At 40.3% G+C, this 21,837-nt stretch carries 26 protein-coding genes; 2 read left to right on the top strand and 24 right to left on the bottom strand.

The features are described from left to right. Nucleotides 1–397: 397 nt before the first annotated feature. Complete coding sequence (gene scpB, locus ACTWPM_RS13850) at nt 398–979, bottom strand: SMC-Scp complex subunit ScpB (protein ID WP_443133622.1); 582 nt, start codon at nt 977–979, stop codon at nt 398–400. Continuing rightward, nucleotides 970–1,725 (bottom strand): segregation/condensation protein A, encoded by a 756-nt coding sequence (locus tag ACTWPM_RS13845; RefSeq protein WP_443133621.1) that lies wholly within the window; start codon nt 1,723–1,725, stop codon nt 970–972. Before ACTWPM_RS13845 ends, scpB begins: the two co-directional genes overlap by 10 nt. A 143-nt stretch (nt 1,726–1,868) precedes the next feature. On the opposite strand from ACTWPM_RS13845, the gene ACTWPM_RS13840 reads away from it, so the two are divergent. Next, nucleotides 1,869–2,336 carry a DUF309 domain-containing protein gene (locus tag ACTWPM_RS13840; RefSeq protein ID WP_443133620.1) on the top strand — a complete coding sequence of 156 codons (468 nt, stop codon included), beginning with the start codon at nt 1,869–1,871 and terminating at the stop codon, nt 2,334–2,336. Between the two features lie 44 nt (nt 2,337–2,380). Here the strand turns inward: ACTWPM_RS13840 and ACTWPM_RS13835 are convergent, their stop codons facing one another. The 22 genes from ACTWPM_RS13835 to ACTWPM_RS13730 all read right to left on the bottom strand — a co-directional run bounded on the left by ACTWPM_RS13835 (nt 2,381) and on the right by ACTWPM_RS13730 (nt 20,283). Continuing rightward, nucleotides 2,381–2,746 carry a GNAT family N-acetyltransferase gene (locus ACTWPM_RS13835; protein WP_443133619.1) on the bottom strand — a complete coding sequence of 122 codons (366 nt, stop codon included), beginning with the start codon at nt 2,744–2,746 and terminating at the stop codon, nt 2,381–2,383. A gap of 259 nt (nt 2,747–3,005) precedes the next feature. After that, nucleotides 3,006–3,458, bottom strand: coding sequence for a site-2 protease family protein (locus tag ACTWPM_RS13830; protein ID WP_443133618.1), 453 nt, complete (start codon nt 3,456–3,458; stop codon nt 3,006–3,008). Between the two features lie 20 nt (nt 3,459–3,478). Beyond that, entirely contained in the window at nt 3,479–3,913 is a 435-nt protein-coding gene (locus tag ACTWPM_RS13825) for a peptidylprolyl isomerase (RefSeq protein ID WP_443133617.1), read from the bottom strand. A gap of 6 nt (nt 3,914–3,919) precedes the next feature. Then, nucleotides 3,920–5,224, bottom strand: a complete 1,305-nt coding sequence (lysA, locus tag ACTWPM_RS13820) for a diaminopimelate decarboxylase (protein ID WP_443133616.1) — start codon at nt 5,222–5,224, stop codon at nt 3,920–3,922. A 111-nt stretch (nt 5,225–5,335) separates the two neighbouring features. Beyond that, the gene (locus ACTWPM_RS13815; protein ID WP_443133682.1) at nt 5,336–6,781 is read right to left on the bottom strand and encodes a spore germination protein; all 1,446 of its coding nucleotides are present in this window, start codon (nt 6,779–6,781) and stop codon (nt 5,336–5,338) included. A gap of 54 nt (nt 6,782–6,835) precedes the next feature. Then, nucleotides 6,836–7,186, bottom strand: a complete 351-nt coding sequence (gene spoVAE, locus ACTWPM_RS13810) for a stage V sporulation protein AE (protein WP_014643580.1) — start codon at nt 7,184–7,186, stop codon at nt 6,836–6,838. Next, nucleotides 7,183–8,199, bottom strand: a complete 1,017-nt coding sequence (gene spoVAD, locus ACTWPM_RS13805) for a stage V sporulation protein AD (protein ID WP_443133615.1) — start codon at nt 8,197–8,199, stop codon at nt 7,183–7,185. The genes spoVAE and spoVAD overlap by 4 nt, the downstream gene beginning before the upstream one ends. Nucleotides 8,200–8,211: 12 nt before the next feature. Next, nucleotides 8,212–8,670 carry a stage V sporulation protein AC gene (spoVAC, locus tag ACTWPM_RS13800; RefSeq protein WP_443133614.1) on the bottom strand — a complete coding sequence of 153 codons (459 nt, stop codon included), beginning with the start codon at nt 8,668–8,670 and terminating at the stop codon, nt 8,212–8,214. A 29-nt stretch (nt 8,671–8,699) separates the two neighbouring features. Beyond that, nucleotides 8,700–9,110, bottom strand: coding sequence for a stage V sporulation protein AB (locus tag ACTWPM_RS13795; RefSeq protein ID WP_443133613.1), 411 nt, complete (start codon nt 9,108–9,110; stop codon nt 8,700–8,702). Next, complete coding sequence (locus ACTWPM_RS13790; protein WP_443133612.1) at nt 9,097–9,714, bottom strand: stage V sporulation protein AA; 618 nt, start codon at nt 9,712–9,714, stop codon at nt 9,097–9,099. Before ACTWPM_RS13790 ends, ACTWPM_RS13795 begins: the two co-directional genes overlap by 14 nt. A 102-nt stretch (nt 9,715–9,816) precedes the next feature. Next, entirely contained in the window at nt 9,817–10,563 is a 747-nt protein-coding gene (gene sigF / locus ACTWPM_RS13785) for an RNA polymerase sporulation sigma factor SigF (protein WP_443133611.1), read from the bottom strand. Nucleotides 10,564–10,573: 10 nt separating this feature from the next. Beyond that, the gene (spoIIAB, locus tag ACTWPM_RS13780; protein WP_443133610.1) at nt 10,574–11,014 is read right to left on the bottom strand and encodes an anti-sigma F factor; all 441 of its coding nucleotides are present in this window, start codon (nt 11,012–11,014) and stop codon (nt 10,574–10,576) included. Next, nucleotides 10,999–11,364 carry an anti-sigma F factor antagonist gene (spoIIAA, locus tag ACTWPM_RS13775; RefSeq protein WP_443133609.1) on the bottom strand — a complete coding sequence of 122 codons (366 nt, stop codon included), beginning with the start codon at nt 11,362–11,364 and terminating at the stop codon, nt 10,999–11,001. The genes spoIIAB and spoIIAA overlap by 16 nt, the downstream gene beginning before the upstream one ends. Nucleotides 11,365–11,455: 91 nt before the next feature. Next, on the bottom strand, nt 11,456–12,631 hold the full coding sequence (locus ACTWPM_RS13770) for a D-alanyl-D-alanine carboxypeptidase family protein (protein ID WP_443133608.1): 1,176 nt from the start codon (nt 12,629–12,631) through the stop codon (nt 11,456–11,458). A gap of 623 nt (nt 12,632–13,254) precedes the next feature. Beyond that, a complete protein-coding gene (locus ACTWPM_RS13765) occupies nt 13,255–14,556 on the bottom strand; it encodes a pyrimidine-nucleoside phosphorylase (RefSeq protein WP_443133607.1) in 1,302 nt (433 codons plus the stop codon). Nucleotides 14,557–14,583: 27 nt separating this feature from the next. Next, nucleotides 14,584–15,405 carry a purine-nucleoside phosphorylase gene (locus tag ACTWPM_RS13760; RefSeq protein ID WP_443133606.1) on the bottom strand — a complete coding sequence of 274 codons (822 nt, stop codon included), beginning with the start codon at nt 15,403–15,405 and terminating at the stop codon, nt 14,584–14,586. 10 nt (nt 15,406–15,415) lie between these two features. Further along, nucleotides 15,416–16,594, bottom strand: a complete 1,179-nt coding sequence (deoB, locus tag ACTWPM_RS13755) for a phosphopentomutase (RefSeq protein ID WP_443133605.1) — start codon at nt 16,592–16,594, stop codon at nt 15,416–15,418. Between the two features lie 95 nt (nt 16,595–16,689). Beyond that, entirely contained in the window at nt 16,690–17,577 is an 888-nt protein-coding gene (xerD, locus tag ACTWPM_RS13750; protein WP_443133604.1) for a site-specific tyrosine recombinase XerD, read from the bottom strand. A 7-nt stretch (nt 17,578–17,584) separates the two neighbouring features. After that, nucleotides 17,585–17,803: a DUF4227 family protein gene (locus ACTWPM_RS13745; RefSeq protein ID WP_443133603.1), complete on the bottom strand. Its 219-nt coding sequence runs from the start codon at nt 17,801–17,803 to the stop codon at nt 17,585–17,587. 195 nt (nt 17,804–17,998) lie between these two features. Continuing rightward, nucleotides 17,999–18,478 carry a ferric iron uptake transcriptional regulator gene (fur, locus tag ACTWPM_RS13740; RefSeq protein ID WP_443133602.1) on the bottom strand — a complete coding sequence of 160 codons (480 nt, stop codon included), beginning with the start codon at nt 18,476–18,478 and terminating at the stop codon, nt 17,999–18,001. A 123-nt stretch (nt 18,479–18,601) separates the two neighbouring features. Then, nucleotides 18,602–19,240 carry a stage II sporulation protein M gene (spoIIM, locus tag ACTWPM_RS13735; protein WP_443133601.1) on the bottom strand — a complete coding sequence of 213 codons (639 nt, stop codon included), beginning with the start codon at nt 19,238–19,240 and terminating at the stop codon, nt 18,602–18,604. Between the two features lie 497 nt (nt 19,241–19,737). Then, nucleotides 19,738–20,283 carry an NUDIX hydrolase gene (locus tag ACTWPM_RS13730; RefSeq protein ID WP_443133600.1) on the bottom strand — a complete coding sequence of 182 codons (546 nt, stop codon included), beginning with the start codon at nt 20,281–20,283 and terminating at the stop codon, nt 19,738–19,740. A gap of 105 nt (nt 20,284–20,388) precedes the next feature. On the opposite strand from ACTWPM_RS13730, the gene ACTWPM_RS13725 reads away from it, so the two are divergent. Then, a complete protein-coding gene (locus ACTWPM_RS13725; RefSeq protein ID WP_443133599.1) occupies nt 20,389–21,303 on the top strand; it encodes an aldo/keto reductase in 915 nt (304 codons plus the stop codon). Nucleotides 21,304–21,837 lie beyond the last annotated feature (534 nt).

The following is a 21,837-nucleotide window of genomic DNA, read 5'->3' as shown; positions in this document are numbered from 1 at the left end:
TTGGTCATTTGATTTACCTTATGCTGCCCGGTACAAGCTTATGAGTACTGCCTTCTATATCTAATGATTAAGCTGCCTCAGCTTCTCGATAAGAGGAGAGTATCCTTCTATTTTTTTAGTCTCTGTTAAACTTCCGTGCTAATTTTAAGGTTAAGCTCCTGATACTGTAAGACTTAGTTTCGAGATAACGGTTAGGAGGGATGTCCTTCGGGGACGATTTCAGCCAGCTGCATCGCCTATTATTAACGGAACATCTTTATTATTAGGAAGGCAAATATATAAAAATAAATTAAAAAAAGCGGCTTTAGCTCTAAAGGTTTTAGAGCTGAAGCCGCTTAGAACTATGTTCACTGACTGTTTGATAGCCGTGGGGCAGTTTAATTTTTTGCCTCTTTCTCTATTCATCTGTTCCAGTAAAATTACCAAAGAAAAGATCTGCTTCTTCTTCTAGATTTTCTGCTTCTTTAAGTTCTGAAAGTGGCGGCAGTTCTTGTAAAGAAGTAAGGCCAAAATAAATTAAGAAATCCTTCGTCGTACCAAAGAGCACCGGTCGGCCAATAGCTTCTTTCCTTCCTTTTTCCTCAATAAGCCCTCTGTTAACCAGCGTCTGCACCGCGCGGTCACTTTTAACTCCTCTAAGATCATCAATTTCTATTCTTGTAATTGGCTGCTGATAAGCAACAATGGCGAGCGTTTCAAGAGCTGCCTGGGAAAGACGAGTGTTTCCCGGTGAATCTATCAGCCGCTTATAATAAGAGGCATGTTCCGGCTTCGTGGTAAGATGCAGGACACCCTGTGAATCCATAATGGTAATTCCTCTATGAACGTGCTTATACTCTTTTTTCAATTCTTCTATTATGGCATTTAACTCTGTTTGTTTTATTTCTAAAACATTGCTTATTTTTTTGCGGGTTATGCCCTCATCACCAGAGGCGAACAGCAACCCTTCCACTACAGCTTTGTATTCCTCTAACTCCATGGGGCATCCTCCATTTTAAATACAATTAATTCTTCAAAATGCTGCTGCTGCACACAAACAATATCATTACTTTTCATTAACTCCAAGATAGCCATGAATGTAACCACTATGTGCGGGCGGGATCGTTTTTTAAATAATTGATAAAAGGAAGTTCCCCCTTCTTGCAAATCAACTTGAGTTAGAATTTCTTCCATTCTCAGTTGAATAGGGACCTCATCCCGTTTAATTTTTGTCTCTTGAACTTGTTCCTCAGCTTTCGTTCTGGAAAGCATTTTACTCATAGCGTGGATCATATCATAAATGGATGCCTCTCCAGGGTTGATGGCCGGTGCTTCTTCTTGAACTTCCTCCTGACGCATGGGTGGTCGAGTGTAGATTCTATTCGCTTCTACTTCTTTCTCTTTCAATCCTTCAGCTGCCTGCTTATATTTTCGATATTCGATTAGCTTTCTCATAAGCTCTTCACGAGGATCCTCTTCAAAGCCTTCTTCATCTACTTCCTCCAGAGTCGGATTAGGCAGAAGCATCTGACTCTTTATGGCAAGCAGTGAAGCAGCCATCACTAAATATTCACTGGCAAGGTCTAATTCCAATTCTCTCATCGTATGAATATAATTCATATACTGATCGGTTATTTTAGAAACCGGGATATTATAGATATCGATTTCATAGCGATTAACTAGATGTAAAAGAAGATCCAATGGGCCTTCAAATCCATCTACTTTAACTTGATAGCTTTTAGTCATCGTATTCTTCCTTTGTTATTAATTGACGAATACCATCGTATCAAAAAATAGTGAGTAAGTGAATTGTACCCTCCAGCTTGTTGTACAGTTATTCGGTCATATACAATAATGATAAAAGGGAAAATGTTTCGGAGGTTTCGTATATGTATTCTGAGAAGTATATAGAGTTCTTAGCTCATTTTCATGGAACGAGAGATTACTTTGAGTGCCATGAAGTTCTGGAAGAACATTGGAAATTAGTTGAACCTAAAAACCGACTTTCTGTATGGGTTCTACTCATTCAAATTGCTGTTTTTCTGTATCATTATCGGAGGGGTAATTTGCGTGGAGCGCTCACCCTTGTAAACAGGTGCTTAGAAAAGCTTGAACCTAACATTTATAACATTGAAAAACTAGGTATATCCTTTTCTTTATTATCTAATAAATTGGAAGAAATGAAAACACAAATCGAAAATGGTTATTCTTATAGGAGTATGAACCTTCCAATTAAGGATGAACACTTGATTGAAGAGGTACAGGTTTTATGTAAAAAATGGAATGTTACTTATGGAAGCCCGAGTAATTTAGAAGATAATTTTTTAATTCATAAACACAAATTAAGAAGAGAATAATAGTTCATCACAAATAAAGGAGATGTCTACAGACATCTCCTTCCCTATACTTGTGAAGAAGGTCTATGTGCCTCACACTTTACCACAAATGACTCCGTAGCTTCATCAGCACATATTTCATATTGATTGCCGAAATTTTCTTGAATACGCTGAATCATTTGTCTTCCTATACCTGAGTTTCTATGAGATGGGTTAACAGAGACATGCTGAATGACCACTTTCTGACCTTCTAGTCGTATACCAATGGTGCCAAGAATGTCTTCATCTTTCCATAAGAATAAATTCCAATCTTTATTGGTCTCATATTCTTTAATGATTTCTTGAAGCAGTTTTAAATCGGAAACCTCAGGCATAAAAGACAAGAGCCCCATCGCAATTTTTTCAAATGATTTTTTATATCGTATTAACATAGTTACCCCTCAATTATGAAAATAACTTTTCTTAATCTCTACTATAGCATGGTGAAGTTAACACTATAGAGCCGTTATATTTCTTACCAGCACTGGACTATTGTACAATTCCAAACCAGTAGTAGATGCCCCAGGCAAACCCTAGTACAAGCAGAACAATAAACAGTGTCCAATTCTTCTTTCTCATTCAGCTTCCCCCGAAATGTTTGGATTCACATACAAAATACACAATAACAAATTCAGTTGAAGATGCAACCCTTTAGGACTTGGCAGCTCCTAAGTATTGAAAAAAACGGTAACCATCTGATTTTCTGCCTTTAATACAAAAGGGAAAGCTGTTGACTATGGCAAGATATCCGTTGAACATACAGAAGTAAAAAAATCCTTCCGATTGCTCTGCTGCTGGCCCCAGAAAAAGAAGAAAAGCCACAGTTCCGTTTAGCAGAGGACCACCTGCACTTATCCAAGCTTTCTCTTTAACGGCAAATGATGGAGTCTTCTCGTTTATCGAATGTCCACCATTAAAGAAAATTAAGCGAACGTATACATGCAGTCTTCCGAGACGCAATTTGCACACCTGCCTACCTGTTCCTATAATAATATCGCTTTTTTCAGCACGAAATATCATCGCTGACAGGACATGACCCATCTCATGAATAAAAAGACTAAGTGGGGCTATTAAGAAAATCAGGAGAAGTACATCGACGACCATGAATGTATTCCTTTATAGGCTTACTTGTCTTCCACTCTAACCTTGTGCATAACATCTCCAGGACGTACGCGGTCTACTATATCGACACCTTCAATTACTTGACCAAATACCGTGTGTCGTCCATCCAAGTGTGGCTGAGGAGAGTGGCAGACAAAGAATTGACTTCCTCCAGTGTCTTTACCGGCATGAGCCATAGACAAAGTACCCCGACTATGTTTATGCGGGTTACCTTCCGTCTCACATTTTATAGTATATCCAGGGCCTCCTGTTCCATTTCCGTTAGGATCTCCCCCTTGGATAACAAAATCAGGGATAACCCTGTGGAAAGTAAGTCCATCATAAAATTCACTATTTGCTAATTTTTCAAAGTTTTGTACCGTGCCTGGAGCTGCCTCATCATATAATTCAATTAGCATTTTTTCTCCATTTTCAAATTCAATTGTTGCTTGTTTCATAACTTTTTACCCCTCTCTGTGCAAATAAGATAAATCTAACCTTGTCAATTCCTGATAGCTCTCTCTGCGTACGACCAACTGATGGTTGCCATTCTCAACAAAAACGACAGCTGGCTTCTGAAAGCGATTGTAATTGTTTGCCATAGAATAACCATACGCTCCTGTGCTAAAAACTGCAAGTAAATCCTTATGTTCGACTTTTGGAAGTTTAGTGTCCCAGATCAGCATATCACCAGATTCACAGCATTTTCCTGCAATAGCGTATTCCTGATGGTTTCGTTCGTGCATTTTATTTGCTAAAACAGCTTCGTACTTAGCTTGATAAAGCGCCGGACGGATATTATCTGTCATTCCTCCATCGACCGAGACATAGGTTCTAATTCCTGGAACGTCTTTGATGGAGCCAACCGTATATAAAGTAGTTCCAGCTTCTCCTACGATGGCCCTGCCTGGTTCAATCCAAATTTCAGGAATAGGATAATTGTAATGTTCAGCAAGCTCCGTCACTTCTTTTATTAAGGAGTGGGCATATTGATCTAGTGCTAACGGCTGGTCTTCTTCAGTATATTGAATACCAAATCCTCCCCCTAAATTCAGGACAGAAGCCTGGTAGTCATACTTCTCGAACCATTCATTCAGAGCAGAAAAGAGCTTACGAGCAGCCATTTCAAACCCACTAGTCTCAAATATTTGAGAACCAATGTGGCAGTGCAGCCCCTTCATATGAATTTGACTGGCTTCAGTAACTTTTTGAAAGGCTTCTTCTGCTTGTCCACTCGACAAATCGAAACCAAATTTTGAATCCTCCTGACCGGTCAGGATATAATCATGGGTATGTGCTTCTATTCCTGGAGTTACACGAAGTAGAACGTCCATTTCCTTTTGCCGTTCCTTTAGAATTGCATTCAGTAGTTCAATTTCATAGAAATTATCAACCACAATACAGCCTATTTTATTCTCAACAGCCATTTCCAGTTCCTGAATACTTTTATTATTTCCATGCATGTGAATTTTTTCAGAAGGAAAGCCGGACTCCAATGCCGTATGAAGTTCTCCTTCTGAGACAACATCAAGACTTAAGCCCTCCTGGTGAGCCACTTCAAGCATGGCGATTGATGAAAAAGCCTTACTCGCGTATGCTACCTGGGCAGGAATGCCATAATCCTTGAAGGTGCGTACGAAAGCCCTTGCGTTCGCTCGTATCTTATCCACGTCATATACGTATAAGGGAGTTCCATACTGATCGGCCAACTCTTTAGCCGAGATACCGCCAATTAGCAGCTCCCCTCGCTGATCTGTTTCATAATTCATTAAAAACACCGCCTTTTGTAGCTCCTAAAAAGAAAATGCTCCTTCAAAAAGGAACATCTCTCAAGTTGATTTATTTTAATTTATCACATTGATAAAGAACCGGCAATATGATTAAGACCTTTGCCTCTGATTATTCTGGGGATGAACAATACTAGGTCTTACTTTCAGCGAAGGCATAGACATACGTAATACAATTTGAGTAGCTGCTTTAGCGTTAAACGGGATAAATGGCCAGAGGTAAGGAGTATTTAATGATTTAGTACGAGCAAGTATTATAATGTATAATGTCATACCAATCATAAATCCTTTAATACCGAATAAAGCAACAAATATGACCAATAGGACGCGGGACATTTTATTAGCTACAGAAAGCTCATAGCTTGGAGTAGCATATGAACCTATAGCACTGACAGCCACATATAAAATAACTTCGGGCACAAACATCCCGACATCAATGGCGATCTGCCCTATTAATACGGCAGCAATTAAACCCATGGCGGTGGATAATGGCGTAGGCGTGTGGATGGCTGCAATTCTCAGCATCTCCAGTCCTAAATCTGCTAATAAGATTTGAACAATCACCGGTATCGTACTTTCTTCATTTGGGCCAACAAATGAGAGTTGCTCGGGTAACAAATCAGGTTGCATAACGAATAGCATCCACAGAGGCAATAGAAACACTGAAGCAAATATACCGAAAAACCGGACCCACCTGACGAACGTTCCGACAGCCGGTGACTGACGGAATTCTTCCGCGTGCTGTACATGGTGAAAATAAGTAGTAGGAGTTATGATGATGCTTGGGGACGTATCCACCATAATCACTACATGCCCTTCAAATAAGTGAGCGGCTGTAACGTCTGGTCTTTCTGAATACCTTACGAGCGGAAAAGGATTCCGGCCCTGATGGACTAGAAATTCTTCCAGTGTTTTATCAGCCATGGATAGCCCATCAATCTTTATGTTTTTTATTTCCTTTTTGAGAAGCTTAACCAGCCCTGGATCTGCTACATCCTTAATATACGACAAGCAGATATCTGTTTTTGAACGCTCTCCTACTTGCATGATTTCATGCCGCAAGCGTTCATCACGGATTCGCCTTCTAGTTAGTGCAGTATTTTCAATGATATTCTCTGTATAACCATCCCTAGATCCACGAATAACTTTTTCCGTGTCTGGCTCCTCTGGTGTGCGTCCAGGATACGAACGCACATCTACAATAAAGGCTTCTGTCTCCCCTTGTACGAAGATTACAACTAAACCAGATAATAATTGAGTGATACATTTTTCAATTGAAGAAACTACTTCAACTTGCTGGTGAGGGATCTCATCTTTGATCTGCTGAAAAGCCGAGCGTTTCTCACTTTCGTCTTGAAATTCATTAATTTCAAACAGCTGCCTCATCAGTTCGACGATAATTGGGGTTTCACATAATCCGGTAACATAGTAAAGATTAATTTCATGATTTAGCAGGTGCAACGTCCGAAAACCTATATCAAATGATTGATCGACACCCACTCGCTCATTCATTACTTTTCGATTTTGTTCCAATTTCATCACGATTGGTGTTTTAACCGGCTCAGCCAAAGATGCCACCTCCCTAATTACTTGCTATCCTTTCGGTTTAAAAAATACAGCTACGATAAAACCAAATAATATAGCTGATGCTATACCTGCGGATGTTAACTCAAAAATACCAATAGCTATACCTATAATGCCGTGTTCATCCGCTTGCTCCATAGCTCCATGTAAAAGTGAATGACCGAAGCTCGTAATTGGCACCGTGGCACCTGCTCCTGCAAATTCAATCAAATTATCATATAAGTCAAATGCATCAAGAACCGCACCTGCTACAACGAAAGAAGACATAACATGAGCTGGAGTTAATTTCGCAAAGTCAAGTAACAGCTGTCCAATTACACAGATTCCTCCACCCACAACAAAAGCCCATAAAAAATTCATTGAGAAAGTTCTCCTTTCGTTAAAACTACAGCATGAGCGATCCCAGGGATGGATTCTTTCTGCTGCATCATTGTTGGACTCATTAGAGCTCCAGTTGCGACGATTAATATCCGCTGATAAGTACCCAGCTTTAAATCATCCAGCAATTTACCGTAAGTAACGACGGCTGAGCAAGCGCAACCGCTCCCCCCGCTGAATACAGGCTGGTCACTATGATAAACCATTAAACCACAATCCTTATGAACAGGCGTGATATCATATCCATCCTGTTTCATAAGATCACGTAAGATCGGCGTCCCTACTGAAGATAAATCCCCAGTTGCAATGACATCATAATCTTCAGGCACTCTTCCCATATCTTCCAGATGAGTTTTAATAGTATCCCATGCTGCAGGTGCCATCGCAGACCCCATATCAAATGGATCTTTAATTTTGTAATCCATTACTTTTCCAATAGTGGCTGCTTCAATTTTAACCGGGGAAGGAGTCTTAGATACTAACGCCGCTCCACTTCCTGTCACAGTAAATGTTGCGGTTTTTGGTTTTTGTCCTCCGTATTCAGTGGGATATCTAAACTGCCTTTCCGCCGTAGCATTATGAGAACTTACTGCTACCAACGCATGTTTTGAGTAACCAGATTCCACTAGCGCTGCTGCCGTAGCTAAAGTTTCCATGCTCGTAGAACAAGCACCGAACATGCCGAGTAAAGGGATGCCTAATTGTCGGGCAACATAGTTTCCAGTAACGTTTTGGTTCAAAAGATCTCCTGCTAAAAATAAATCAACGCTCGATTCGTCTACTCCCGCTTTTTGAAGACAAGAATGAACGGCGTCTATCATTAACCGACGTTCCGCTAACTCCCAGTTATCTTCTCCGCAGTGAAGTTCATCGTAAATATGATCGAAAGTGCTGCTTAAAGGCCCTTGACCTTCTAAAGGACCTACGACTGTACCTGAAGACTGTATATAAACAGGATTAGTAAAAGACCACGATTGTATTCCGGTTTTTCCCATGTTGTACTCCTCCTAAAAAATAAGCGACCAAAGATAGCGTAAAATACCAAGAATATAAGCGGCCACTACACCAAAAACAATGACTGACCCAGCTAGTTTGAATAAGTTTGTAGCTACACCCAGAACTAAACCCTCACTTTTATGCTCAAGTGCTGCAGAAGTAATTGAATTAGCAAAGCCGGTAACCGGTACTGCTGAACCTGCTCCTGCAAACTGTCCGAGTTTATCGTAAACCCCGAATCCTGTAGCGAGTGCAGACAAAAGGATTAACGTAGCTACAGTCGGATTGCCCGCATCCTTTTCGGAATAATCAAACCAATGGACATACATTTCTGTGAGCAATTCCCCCAGTGCACATATTAGACCTCCGACAATAAAGGCCTTAATTACGTTAAGTACATAAGGAGGTTTGGGTTGATAAGCTTTCCTTGCCTTTTCAAAGTTTTGTTCATTAAGTTTTTGTTTGTCCAAAGTACGTACCCCCTCAATTTGATAGGTGATCATCGAACGAAGATCAGCCACTGAAAAAGCGAACCTGCAATTTTTCCAAGCACGAGAGCCATAAGCAGAGTAAACAAAAAGCCATCCACACCTACTCTTTTAAATAAAAGTGGAAATACATTTAATACCTCTGTCAAAGCTGCTGCCAACATTCCGATGAATATTCCGTGAAATAGCCCCCAGATAACGAGGCCTATGATAGAAATTTGTATGGGGCCATCTCCAAATGATAAATATATCCCAAAGAATACACCTAGAATCACGGCGGCCTCGTACAGACGCAGTTTAGACTCTGAATGACTGAGCTGCATTAATCGAGGTACAATTCCTAATACAGTTAGAAAAGCAACGAAACCGGTACCCACGGCTATACCAGAGGCTAGTCCGATAAGTGCTTCAATGATCTGCATCCTGTTTTTCCACCTTATTTTCTTTTACAGCTACGTACCTATCTAAATCCTGCTGATAGTTAAAGATTTCTACTTCCATAGGACTCGGCTCTTCATTAAAACGTTTTTGAAACCAGTGGTTAAAGAAGAGGATCATGCCTATTCCCAGGCCCAGGGAGTAAGGCACTTGAATCCATAAAGGGTGTTCTTTTTCTTCTCCGGTCAGCATGAAATGAAGTTTTTGCTGTACAGCTTCCATGCTTACGTCATAATGAAAGTTCATTATGGCCATAGCCGCTCCGATAAAAAGAAGCAGCCAAATTCCTGAAATCAGTAGAAGTGAAGGCTGCTTTTTATGTTTTTCAACGTGAACGACACATTGGCTTGGACCGAGCAGTTCTACTTCTACTTGAGGAAACTTAGAGAGAACCTGTTCAATAACCATAAATCCATCAATAACTACTATATTTTGGTCATCGGCTTTGACCTTGTGAACAATCATATTTGGCAGTACAGTTTCGTAACGTCTGGAACCAGTGATCCGGGCTATATCTCCTAATCGTATCGTCGATGAAGGGTCTATATTAATCGATTGTTTGATACGGATATACACAGGAGTCGTCATAATTTCGCCTCCCTGTCTGTGGCTTACGCTTATTATGTGTGTGATTGGAAAAAAACATACAATTACACACAACAAAAAAACTGCGCTCTATTTGAACGCAGTTTAACTCGTATCATTCATCGTCTGTTTCATATCAGCCAATATTTTTTTCTCAAGTCTTGATACCTGAACTTGAGAAATACCTAAGCGTTCGGCTACTTCCGTCTGGGTCTGGTCTTTATAGTAGCGCAAGTAAATAATCAGACGTTCTCTTTTTTCAAGCCGACTTAATACATCCTGCAGGGTTATTTGATCAAACCAGTTATCTTCCTCTTCTGCAATTTGGTCGACGAGTGTGATAGGGTCTCCTTCATTTTCATAAACCGTTTCATAAATGGATTGAGGAGATCGTCCAACTTCCTCCGCCTGGACGATTTCTTCTCTTGTCATTCCAAGAGCTTCAGCCAATTCATTCACCGTAGGGGATCGACCGAGAATTTTCATTAATTCTTCTTTTTTACCCCTGACTTTATGATTCAGTTCTTTTAAACTCCGACTGACCTTAACGGTTCCATCATCACGTATAAACCGCTGAATTTCCCCAATAATCATTGGAACGGCATAAGTCGAAAAACGCACATCATAACTTAAGTCAAATTTATCAATTGATTTGAGCAAGCCGATACAGCCAATTTGGTAAAGGTCGTCTTGATCATATCCCCTGCGTAAGTATCGCTGCACGACCGACCATACCAATCTTGTATTTTTTTCGACTAGAAAGTCTCTGGCATCCTGGTCTCCAGCTTGGCTTCTTCGGATCAGTTCTTTGACATTTTGGTCGGATAAGCGTTCTTTAGTGGTATCACTCATAGCGACCGCCTCAATTGCAAAGAGCTCTAGTTGACGTGAGCTGCTTCATCATACGGATTGTTGTTCCAATATCTGGCTCAGATGTGACGTCCACCTTATCCATGAAATTTTCCATAATAGTAAATCCCATACCGGAACGTTCCCATTCAGGTTTTGAGGTAAAAAGAGGCTCTTTAGCTTCTTCAATGTTGCTGATTCCTTTACCTTCATCTTTGATAATGATTTCAATTTGTTCACCGTCAATTGCACACGAAAGCATAACTTTCTGATGGGGGTTTTCTTCATATCCATGGATGATGGCATTTGTCACAGCTTCAGAAACAACCGTCTTAATATCAGTAAGCTCTTCCATTGTAGGATTCATTTGACTCACAAACGCGGCTACAGCCACACGTGCAAGCGATTCATTTTCACTTACACTTAAGAACTCGAGCGTCATTTCATTTCGCATGAAGCCACCCCCAATAGTTCAAGAGCATGCGATTCGCTATCAACCAGCCTCATAATCTTAAACATTCCGGATAGATCAAATAAACGTCTGACTTCTGGAGATATAGAGCAAATAATCATTTCATTCTCTAAAGCTTGGACCTCTTTATATCGTCCAAGCATGACTCCCAGGCCTGAACTATCCATGAAGTTAAGTTTTTCTAAATTAACAACTACATGGTCCACCTCGTTCTGGTGAAGCTGATTCCGCCAGGCTTCCCGAAATTTAGTGGTTTCATGATGATCAAGCTCTCCCTCCAGGCGAACGACCAATACGTTTTCTTTACTTACAAATTCTACGTGAAGACTCAATTGTTTTCCTCCTCTAACTTATAAGAGTCCTTAAGTCTTTCGTAAAACTTGCAGCTTATTCCTGCTTAAAAACAATACTAGTGGCGAAAAGCTAAAACCTCTGAAAGCTCGTCAAATTCCTCCATGAACGTTCCCATAAGTTTATAAAGCTTGCTTTCTCTACCTTCTCCTTCGTTTCCAAACGCACTTTGGCTACTTCATTTCCATCTTTTTCCACGATGAGCCATCCCATATGGTCCCCTCTGGATAAAGGCAGCTCCTTCTGTTCCACTAATTTAATTTTAGTGTCGTATTCCTCTTTTTTCTGAGTCTTTTTCTTAAGTACAACCACATCTTTTTCAGGGGAAAGCTTAATATTTTCAGGTTGACCTCTGGTCAGTTTCATTGTTTTTAACGTATCTTTTTTATCGTATAACTTTACTCCTTCATACTGTCCGAATCCATAATCAAGAAGGCTTGTAACGTCTGAATTACGATCTTTGGGTGTTTCCGCCCCCATTACGACTGCGATCATGTGCATGTCATCCCGCTTAGCTGAAGCTGTCAGACAATATTTTGCTTCAGAAGTGTAACCTGTTTTTAAACCATCCATTCCAGGATAGGATTTAATTAGTTTATTTGTAGTGACCAGCCAGAACTCATTATCCTTGCCTTTTCGTAAATAATCATCATAGATACTTGTGTATTGAGTTACTTCATCGTGGAGTAAGAGCTCACGGGCCATAACAGCCATATCATGAGCTGTACTATAATGGCCTTCTGCTGGCAAACCGGTCGGGTTTTCAAAGTGTGTATGTTTCAGCCCCAGATCCTGGGCTTTTTTATTCATTTGATTGACAAACTCTTTTTCAGACCCTGCGATCCGTTCAGCCATTGCCACACTTGCATCGTTGCCAGAAGCTACAGCAATCCCTTTTAACAAATCCTTTACGGTCATCTCTTCACCAGCTTCCAGAAAAATCTGGGAACCTCCCATTGATGCCGCATGTTCACTGATTCGTACCTTTTCCTCAAGACTGATGCTCTCCTTCTCCAGTTCTTCCATTATAAGCAAAAGGGTCATTACTTTTGTCATACTTGCAGGAGGAAGTTCCTTGTGGGCATCTTTTTCGTAGAGCATCATTCCACTATTTTTTTCTAATAGTATAGCTGATTTAGCAGAATTCACCAGATCTGGTGCAGATTTTTCCTCTGCTTTTATAGATACTGGCTGTAAAATGCTGAATGTTACCATTAAAATAATGATGGAGCCGATGAGTTTTTGCATAAAATTGACCTCCAATTTCTGTAAGTGCCCCTATTTTTCCCTTTATATGGTTTTCTATACAGAGTTAGAGGAAAGAAAAAACAAGGCACAGATCAGGATTCTGCGCCTTGTTTTTTAACGTTCTATTCTTCTATTTGATTCCTGTTTCAGCCAATGACGGATGCCTTTCCCTGCGTACGGCTCATCTTGAAACCTAGGTGTTATATGCATATGAGGGTGGAATATATGTGGCCTTCAGTTTCAAGACAATAGCCTATATTGTAACCAACAGGATTAAGTTCTCTATCCAGCCGCTTATTTACCATATGCATTAAATCAAATACAATTCATTTGTGACTTATAGGAACAATTAGTCCCAAGCCAGTCAAATTTTTTTGTTTTTTTTGCAGAAATAAACAGGTCTCATTTTCTATAATGATCTGCTGGGATGGATCCAATTCAGGGTAACAAAAAACACATGATTTCAAATTTCTGACTCTTTCCTACTCTTCTTTCGATATGAACTGGATATTTTAAAGCCTACACTAAAGGTTGTTTATGTTATTAAAAAAGCTCTCCCACTATAGAAGCATTTAGTGGAAGAACTTTTTTCGAGAAAGTGTGTCTTAAAGAGATTAAAGGTTTTATTTTATAACTGTATAAATAAGAGTAGGCTTTTCAACTGCAGTTTCTGCAATAGAATAAGCATCTAAGACTTTAGTAATAGATGATTGAGGATCTTCCTCATCGCTATGAAGGACAACGAGTGATTCTCCTTCCTCCACCGGATCTCCTATTTTTTTATTCAAGGTAATGCCAACCCCATGATTAATCTGATCATCTTTAGTAGCGCGGCCGGCCCCAAGGTACATAGCTGCAATTCCAATGGACTCTGCATCAATAGCAGCTATATATCCACTTTTCTCTGCTTTCACTTCTATTTTGTATTTAGCTTTCGGAAGTTTGTCTAAGTTATCGATCATGGATACATCGCCATGTTGAGCTTCGACCAGGTTCCTCAGACTTTGAAAAGCTTTTCCATTTTCCAAATTCTTAGCTAGAGCTTCATAAGCTTCTTCATAAGAATTGAATACTTCCGCAAGAACTGTCATATGAGAGGCAAGTTCTAGAGATAGTTCTCTTAAATCTTCTACATTCTTTCCTTGCAGAATTTCAGCAGCTTCTTTAATTTCATTAGCATTTCCGACTTCAAATCCAAGCGGCTGGTTCATATCGCTGATTACCGCAACTGTTTGGCGGCCAAGATTGTTACCGATATTCACCATTTCCCGCGCTAAATTTTCTGAATCCTCAAGGGTTTTCATAAATGCGCCCGACCCCGTTTTAACATCTAAGACAATGCCGTCTGCACCAGATGCTAACTTCTTACTCATAATAGACCCGGCTATGAGAGGCAGGGAATCAACAGTTCCTGTTACATCGCGCAGTGCATATAATTTTTTATCGGCAGGTGCTAAATTCCCTGTCTGACCAGCTACTGCCAGCTTATGAGTATTCACATTATGGATGAACTGGTCTTTTGTCATTTCAATTTCCAGTCCCTTAATTGATTCCAGTTTATCTAACGTTCCACCTGTATGCCCGAGGCCACGTCCAGACATTTTTGCAACTGGAACACCAACAGAAGCAACTAACGGACCTACAATAAAGGTAACTTTATCTCCGACGCCGCCAGTTGAATGTTTATCCACCTTATGTCCTTTGATAGCGGAAAGATCAATCGTCTCACCGGAGTCCACCATAGCTTGAGTCAATGTAGCTGTTTCCTCCTGAGTCATTCCTTGAAAGTAAATAGCCATCGTTAGTGCTGAAGCCTGATAATCTGGAATCTCCCCATTGGTGTATCCATCTACAAAGAAGTAGATTTCTTCTTTACTTAACTCGCCGCCATCTCTTTTTTTAACAATGATATCGTACATTCTCATTTAACTCACCCTTTACTATTTATGTCTTCAGGCTGGTAATGATTTTAATAGTTCTTTCACAAACCCAAGGAAGTCCTCTCTTACTTGAGAGGTGGTCTCAATAACTTCATCATGTGTGAGAGGCTGATCTAATATTCCAGCAGCCATATTGGAAATGCAAGAGATCCCCAGTACGCGAATTCCAGAGTGACTAGCTGTAATGACTTCCGGTACGGTAGACATCCCTACAGCATCTCCGCCTAGAACACGAAGCATTCGAACCTCAGCACCTGTTTCATAAGCTGGACCAGTGTTACCTACGTAAACACCTTCTTGAACGTTAATATCAAGCCTTTCAGCACTCTGCCTGGCATGCTCGATTAAGGCACGGTCATAGGCTTCTGACATATCCGGGAATCGTGGTCCCCTTTCATCGTCATTCGGACCGATAAGAGGGCTGTCTCCCATGTTGTTAATATGGTCAGTAATGATCATCAGGTTACCAGGCTCAAAAGATTCATTAATCCCTCCGGCCGCATTAGTCACAAATAAGGTGTCTATGCCGAGTTCTTTCATTACACGTACAGGAAAAGTTACTTGCTGCATATTGTACCCTTCGTAATAATGGAAGCGGCCCTGCATAGCAATAACTTGTCTTCCTTCTAACTCTCCAATAACCAATTGTCCCTTGTGGCCGGACACAGTTGATTCAGGAAAATGAGGAATATCTTTATAAGAGATCCTCGTTGGATTTTGAATTTCATCAGCCAGCACCCCTAAACCCGAACCAAGAATTAATCCTACGGTCGGCTGAACATTTAATTGTTTCGTCAAATATTCTGAAGCTTCTTCTACATGTAAATGATACATAATCGCCCTCCTATTTAATATCGTTTAAAAAACTAGTTCCATGCTCAGGCATTTTAATTGAAAAGTTTTCAGATATTGTGGCACCAATATCCGCAAAAGTCTGACGCTGCTCTAACTCTTTTCCACCTTCAATTCCATTATGATAGACAATTAATGGTACAAGCTCTCTAGTATGATCCGTACCATGATGAACAGGGTCATTGCCATGGTCTGCGGTTATTATCAAAAGATCGTCCTCATTTAATAAATCCAGCACTTCAGGAAGGCGTTCATCATATGCCTCAAGAGCTTTACCATATCCTTCTGGATCACGGCGATGACCAAATTTCGCATCAAAATCTACAAGGTTTAAAAAGCTCATGCCTGTAAAGTTCTGCTTCATCGATTGAACAAGCTTATCCATTCCATCCATATTATCATTCGTACGAATCGCTTCTGTTACCCCTTCGCCATCATAGATGTCGGAAATTTTACCGATAGCAATCACATCTAGTTCTTCGTCTTTCATTTCGTTCATAACCGTCCTGCCAAAAGGTTTTAAAGCATAATCATGACGATTAGATGTACGTTCAAATGAACCCGGTTCTCCCACAAAAGGCCGAGCTATTACTCGTCCAACCATATATTTCTCATCTAACGTGAGCTCACGGCAAAGTTCACAAATTTCATAAAGCTCTTTAGGGGGAATTACATCTTCATGAGCAGCGATCTGAAGCACAGAATCAGCAGAGGTATAGATAATTAAATCACCTGTATTCATGTGATGCTCACCTAGCTCTTTTATAATCTCGGTTCCGGATGCCGGCTTGTTTCCTACAATGCCCCGCCCTGTTCTTTCCTTAATTTCATTAAGCAGTTCATCTGGAAATCCATCAGGAAACGTGCGGAAAGGCTGATCAATATATAAACCCATGATTTCCCAATGACCGGTCATAGTATCCTTACCATTAGATGCTTCTTTCATAGTAGTATAATGGGCTTTAGGCTGTTTTGCGGGCTCAATTCCCTGAATCTCGCTAATATTGCTTAATCCAAGAGATCCCATATTCGGCATATTCAATCCATTCATATGTTCGGCTATGTGACCCAGTGTATGTGCTCCTTTATCATTAAATTGTTCAGCGTCAGGAGCCTCTCCGATTCCGACCGAATCCATAACTACTACAAATACCCTTTTAAATGGTTTCATTAACGATCCCTCCTATATTTTACTTTCCCATAACTTAATTATTTTACGCTATCATTTTAAGATGTAGGATGTCAGACAACTAAAAACAAAAAAGTTTATGCCCGAGGATGATACGAGCGATAAACATCTTTTAATCTTGTTTTAGTTACGTGTGTGTATATTTGAGTGGTAGAAATGTCAGCATGACCCAGCATTTCCTGTACAGCACGCAAGTCTGCTCCATTTTCTAATAAATGTGTAGCAAATGAATGTCTTAACGTATGGGGTGTGAGTTCTTTCATAATGCCAGCATCGCGGGCAACCGCTTTCAGTATTTTCCAAAAACCTTGACGTGACAACTTATTTCCATGATGATTCACAAACAATTCTTCTGTCTTTTTGTTCTTGACGAGCGCCCCACGACCTTGCTCCAAATAGGTTTGCACAGCATCCTTTGCCATTTCCCCTAGTGGAATAATCCTTTCCTTAGAACCTTTGCCTAAACAGCGTACAAATCCCATAGTAAGATGAAGATCACTTACTTTTAAAGATACCAGCTCTGTAACACGAAGCCCAGTGGCATAAAGCATTTCCAGCATGGCCTTATTTCTCAATGATAAAGGGTCCTTCGCTTGCACACTTAGGAGTTTGTCCACTTCTTCAGAAGACAGTACTTTTGGAAGCTTCCGTTCTTTTTTTGGGGTTTCTATATGGAGACTGGGGTCTTCATTCGTCAACCTTTCTCTAATTAAAAACTGATGGTAGAGACGAATGGAAGATAGCAGCCTTGCCACTGTAGCAGAGGACCGCCCTTTATCATTCAAGTCATGCAAGTACTTCATTATATGAGATCTTGCTACTTGATCCCAATCTGAGAGATTTAGATCCTGCTGTAAAAACTGTTGGTATTGCGTTAGATCACGTTTATAAGATTGGATCGTATTCGATGATAAACCTCGTTCGACTGTCAAATAGTGAAAAAAATCTTCTAACGCATAATCCATGCCCCATCTACTCTCCTAATTGAAAGAATATCGACAGTCGATCCGGCCAGCGTTGCTCCAGCGGATGGTACACCTTTACTGCCGCACCACTCGGCGGATCATACCGATGCTGCCTTTCATACTCTTCATGTACAAGACGGAGTGCCATATAAAAAACGCAAGTACATAAAGCAAATACAATAAGAACCTTAACTACATCCTGTATATTTTGACGCAATTGAACCATCCCGCTACCCCTTTTCTAGAGCCTTTATGTAAAAGGATATGCCCAGACAGTTGTCAAATATACATGATTGTCCTACCTACGATAAACCTACACGATTTCTAGCAGTTTGTAAATAGACCCAGCCTCACACTATCTATTGAAAATAACAGAGTTAAGACGAAAAAAGCCACTATGTAAATTCATAGCGGCAGTGCATTATTCTTCTTCGTTTTCCTTTGATGACGAGGCGGCTACGGCTTGTTTCTGGCAAACGCGGCAGACCCCATGAAACGTTAAACGATGGTCTTTAACTTGAAAACCCCATTGTCCTTCTACAAGCTTTTCAACGTCCCCTAATAAATCTTCCTCGATTTCCTCTACCGATCCACACTCTATGCAAACTAAGTGGTGATGAAAGTGTTCCGCTCCTTCTTTGCGTAAGTCATAGCGGGAAACTCCATCTCCGAAGTTTATTTTATCGACAACTTTCAATTCGGATAACAATTCCAGCGTACGATATACAGTAGCCAGACCGATTTCGGGTGCTTTCTCTTTTACGAGGAGGTAGACATCTTCTGCACTTAAATGGTCTTCTTCATTTTCTAAAAGCACTCGAACAGTAGCTTCCCTTTGGGGTGTTAACTTATAGCTCTGGGAATGCAATTGCTTCTTAATTCTCTCAATACGATGCTCCATATCGTTCGTCCCTCCCTCGTAATCAATTTAATTATAAGCAGAGTCAGAACGAGTGTCAAATTAAAATTATTTTAATCTATGATTTAAAATCATTCTAAACTGAATATGATTATCACCATTAAATTAATGATAAATCCACTTCAATACGTAGTCAAGAATGGTATTAGAAAAAAATACTTCTATGGTTGAAGCCACAACCAGGATGAGCATTAACGCACCGAAAAACACGCTGTAACGAGCAAATCCTTTAAGGATGGGCTGGTGTACCCTTCTAATAAACAACTGTTTACAAAGCGTTAAAGAAAAAATCAACGCCAGTGATCCTGCTATTAAGTATACAGGTATGATGAGTAGATTCTGTGGGGCTATAGCTGCTGAAGAAATCAAGAGACCATACCAGCCCATCTGATTAACTAAAAACCCTACAGAAAACCCAACAACCAGTCCTTTAATAAATAATAAAACAGTAATAATAGGCATGCCTATGACAGAAATACCTAATAAAAACAACAACAGCATGTATTTTAAGTGGTAAAGGATGCTATCTTTCCACAATGTAGCTTTTGTAGTTCCATTCGTGGAGATATTCTGTTCAAAGAATTGTTTCAAATAGAAAAAGAGATCCTGCTTTTGAACAAAATTCATGCTGTTAACAATCACAGCCCCAAATATAATTCCCATAATGAATAAGACAAATATGAAAACGAAAATATTTACATGGCTTTGGATCTCTTTTCCTGCCACCCGCATACCATTGTGCATGGAATCTCCATCCTTTCTCATAACCGGTCTATGACCAATCTATGAAGGAAAAGATAAAAGTAGACCATCATTTCATTGTCTTTACCGCTAACGTTCTCATACATTCCCCTGTCTCCAGAAGAAAACAGCGGACATCCATTTCTCATTATCCAATACCATATACAGTGAGCTTTAAGCCCTTGATTACCAGGAAGATTCATGATGAATAACTTCCATTCTTGATCTTAAATTTTTCTAGTAAATATTCATAGAGTTTACCGCCAATAACTGGAAGGAATAAAAGAAACAGCTTTCATCAGTGAAATGCTAATAAAGGATCTGAAGATAACAGGTATTTTCCATACCACGGGTGTTTCCTTGTCTTCCTTGATATTTACCAACAAAAGATGCTGGAAATCACCTTCAATCCAGATAGTAGGTTTTCATTTAGTTGATGCATCGTTCACCTTTCAGTCCTGTCCTGCAAACTATGTATCTTAACCGATAAAGGTTAAGGATCACTTAGCACCTCGAAGCTTCCAGTATAGAAGAGCGTAAGCTGTTTTAGCATCTTGGATTCGTTGGTCTTTTTCAAATTTTTCAGCTTCCTCTAGAGTTAACTCCATAAGCTCTACGAATTCGTCCTCATCCCCATCAGGTCGTTGATCAAGGACCTTAACTTGATCTGTGAAATAAATATGGACAATTTCATCAGCAAAACCAGGAGAAGTATAAAAAGATGTAACCCACTCCAAAGAATCAGTGGTGTATCCTGTTTCCTCCTCCAATTCCCTTAGCGCACATGTCGAAGCTTCTTCACCAGGCTCAAGTTTACCAGCAGGGATCTCCACCAGGCTTTTTTCCATTGGTTTTCTGTACTGCTCGACGCATATTAATTTACCTTCATCAGTAAGGGCAATCACTGCGACAGCTCCCGGATGCTTAATCAGCTCTCGTTTAGATGTATTTCCATCGGGTAAAGTAACACTGTCAATATTTAATTGGACAATCTTTCCCGTATAGATCGTTTCTGTATGGTAAGTTTTCTCTTCAAACTTTTTCACAGTCTCTCATCCTCTCCATTAATCTATGGATAGTTTATCATATGATCGTTTGAGAGACAGAAGATTCCGCGGGATTTTAATAAGAAATCAGAAAAGGATGATAATATGAAAAAACGTCAAATTGGAAAATCCGACTTATATGTATCCGAAATCAGCTTAGGCTGCATGTCTTTAGGTACAGACGAGGAGAAAGCAAAATCGATCATCGACAGAGCAATTGATGCTGGAGTAAATTACTTAGATACTGCTGATCTTTATGATTTTGGCACCAATGAGAAAATTGTCGGCAAGGCCATTCAGGGACGAAGAGACGATCTTATTATTGGATCCAAGGGGGGAAATAACTTTACCCCAGGACAGGAAGGGTGGACGTGGGACCCCTCAAAAAAACACATTAAACGTGCTGTGAAAGACAGTTTGCAGCGTTTGGGCACTGATTATATTGATCTATATCAGCTTCATGGTGGTACAATAGAGGATCCTATGGACGAAACAATCGAAGCATTTGACGAACTTAAACAAGATGGACTTGTCCGCGAATATGGAATATCCTCTATTCGTCCAAACGTTATACGTGAATATGTTAAAAAATCAAACATCGCCAGTGTGATGATGCAGTATAATGCTTTAGATCGCAGACCAGAAGAAGAAATCCTGGATTTGCTCTCTGAGAATGATATCAGTGTACTTGCAAGAGGTCCACTGGCCAAAGGAATGCTATCTTCAAAAGGTCACCAAAAAGCCAAGGATGGATTTTTAGAGTATAGTCATGAAGAAATTCTTGCACTTACTGAAAAGTGGCAGGATTATGGTAGTAATGAAAGAACACCAACCGCCCTGGCCCTGCAATATGTTCTTCATCACCCGGCTGTGGCTACGGCCGTATTTGGCGCAAGTTCAGTAAATCAGGTAGAGGATAACTTAAGCTATTTGGAAGCTGAACCACTTACGGAGCAAATCTTCGGTGAGATTCAAACCATGACGAGACCAATTACCTACCAGAAGCACCGTTCAAAGTGATAAGATCCGAATTAAAGAGTAAAACGCCGAAAGACTCTTTGCTTCTTTATATTTGACTCTGTTAGACCTCCGTGTTGATCTTAAAGATAAGCTCCCGTTACTGGAAGACTCAGTTTCGAGACAATTGGGCCCGTTGCTCTAGATAGAAAGGGGTTGGTGGGGAAATAACTCGTCTTGTTCCATCACCCAGACACTCGAGACATAAGCCGCTCATCAATGGATGGAAAAACCGCCATCCTTTTGATGAGCGGCTTATGCTGGTCGTGTCTATCGGGGTGATTCCACATTTGAACACTTTCCTATGGGGGAACGGTGAGCTTCCTCGCTCGTTTCACTCCCTGTGGGATCTCACCTAGTTCCTTCTCCCATGGGAGTCTCGCCACTTCCCCACCAACCCACCCACAGGAGAATAACGAACCCTGCCAGAATAGAGTGTGCTCTTTTTCTTAACAGGTCTTAAATGCTCCTATGACAGGTTATTCCCCATCTTTATAGCATGACAAATCCTCATGCTCCCATGCTCATTTTGTGCAT

This window comes from Halobacillus sp. K22 (genome assembly GCF_052246795.1).
Lineage (GTDB): Bacteria > Bacillota > Bacilli > Bacillales > Halobacillaceae > Halobacillus.
The sequence above is the reverse complement of the archived record's forward strand: the minus strand, read 5'-3'. Positions and strand labels throughout refer to the sequence as shown.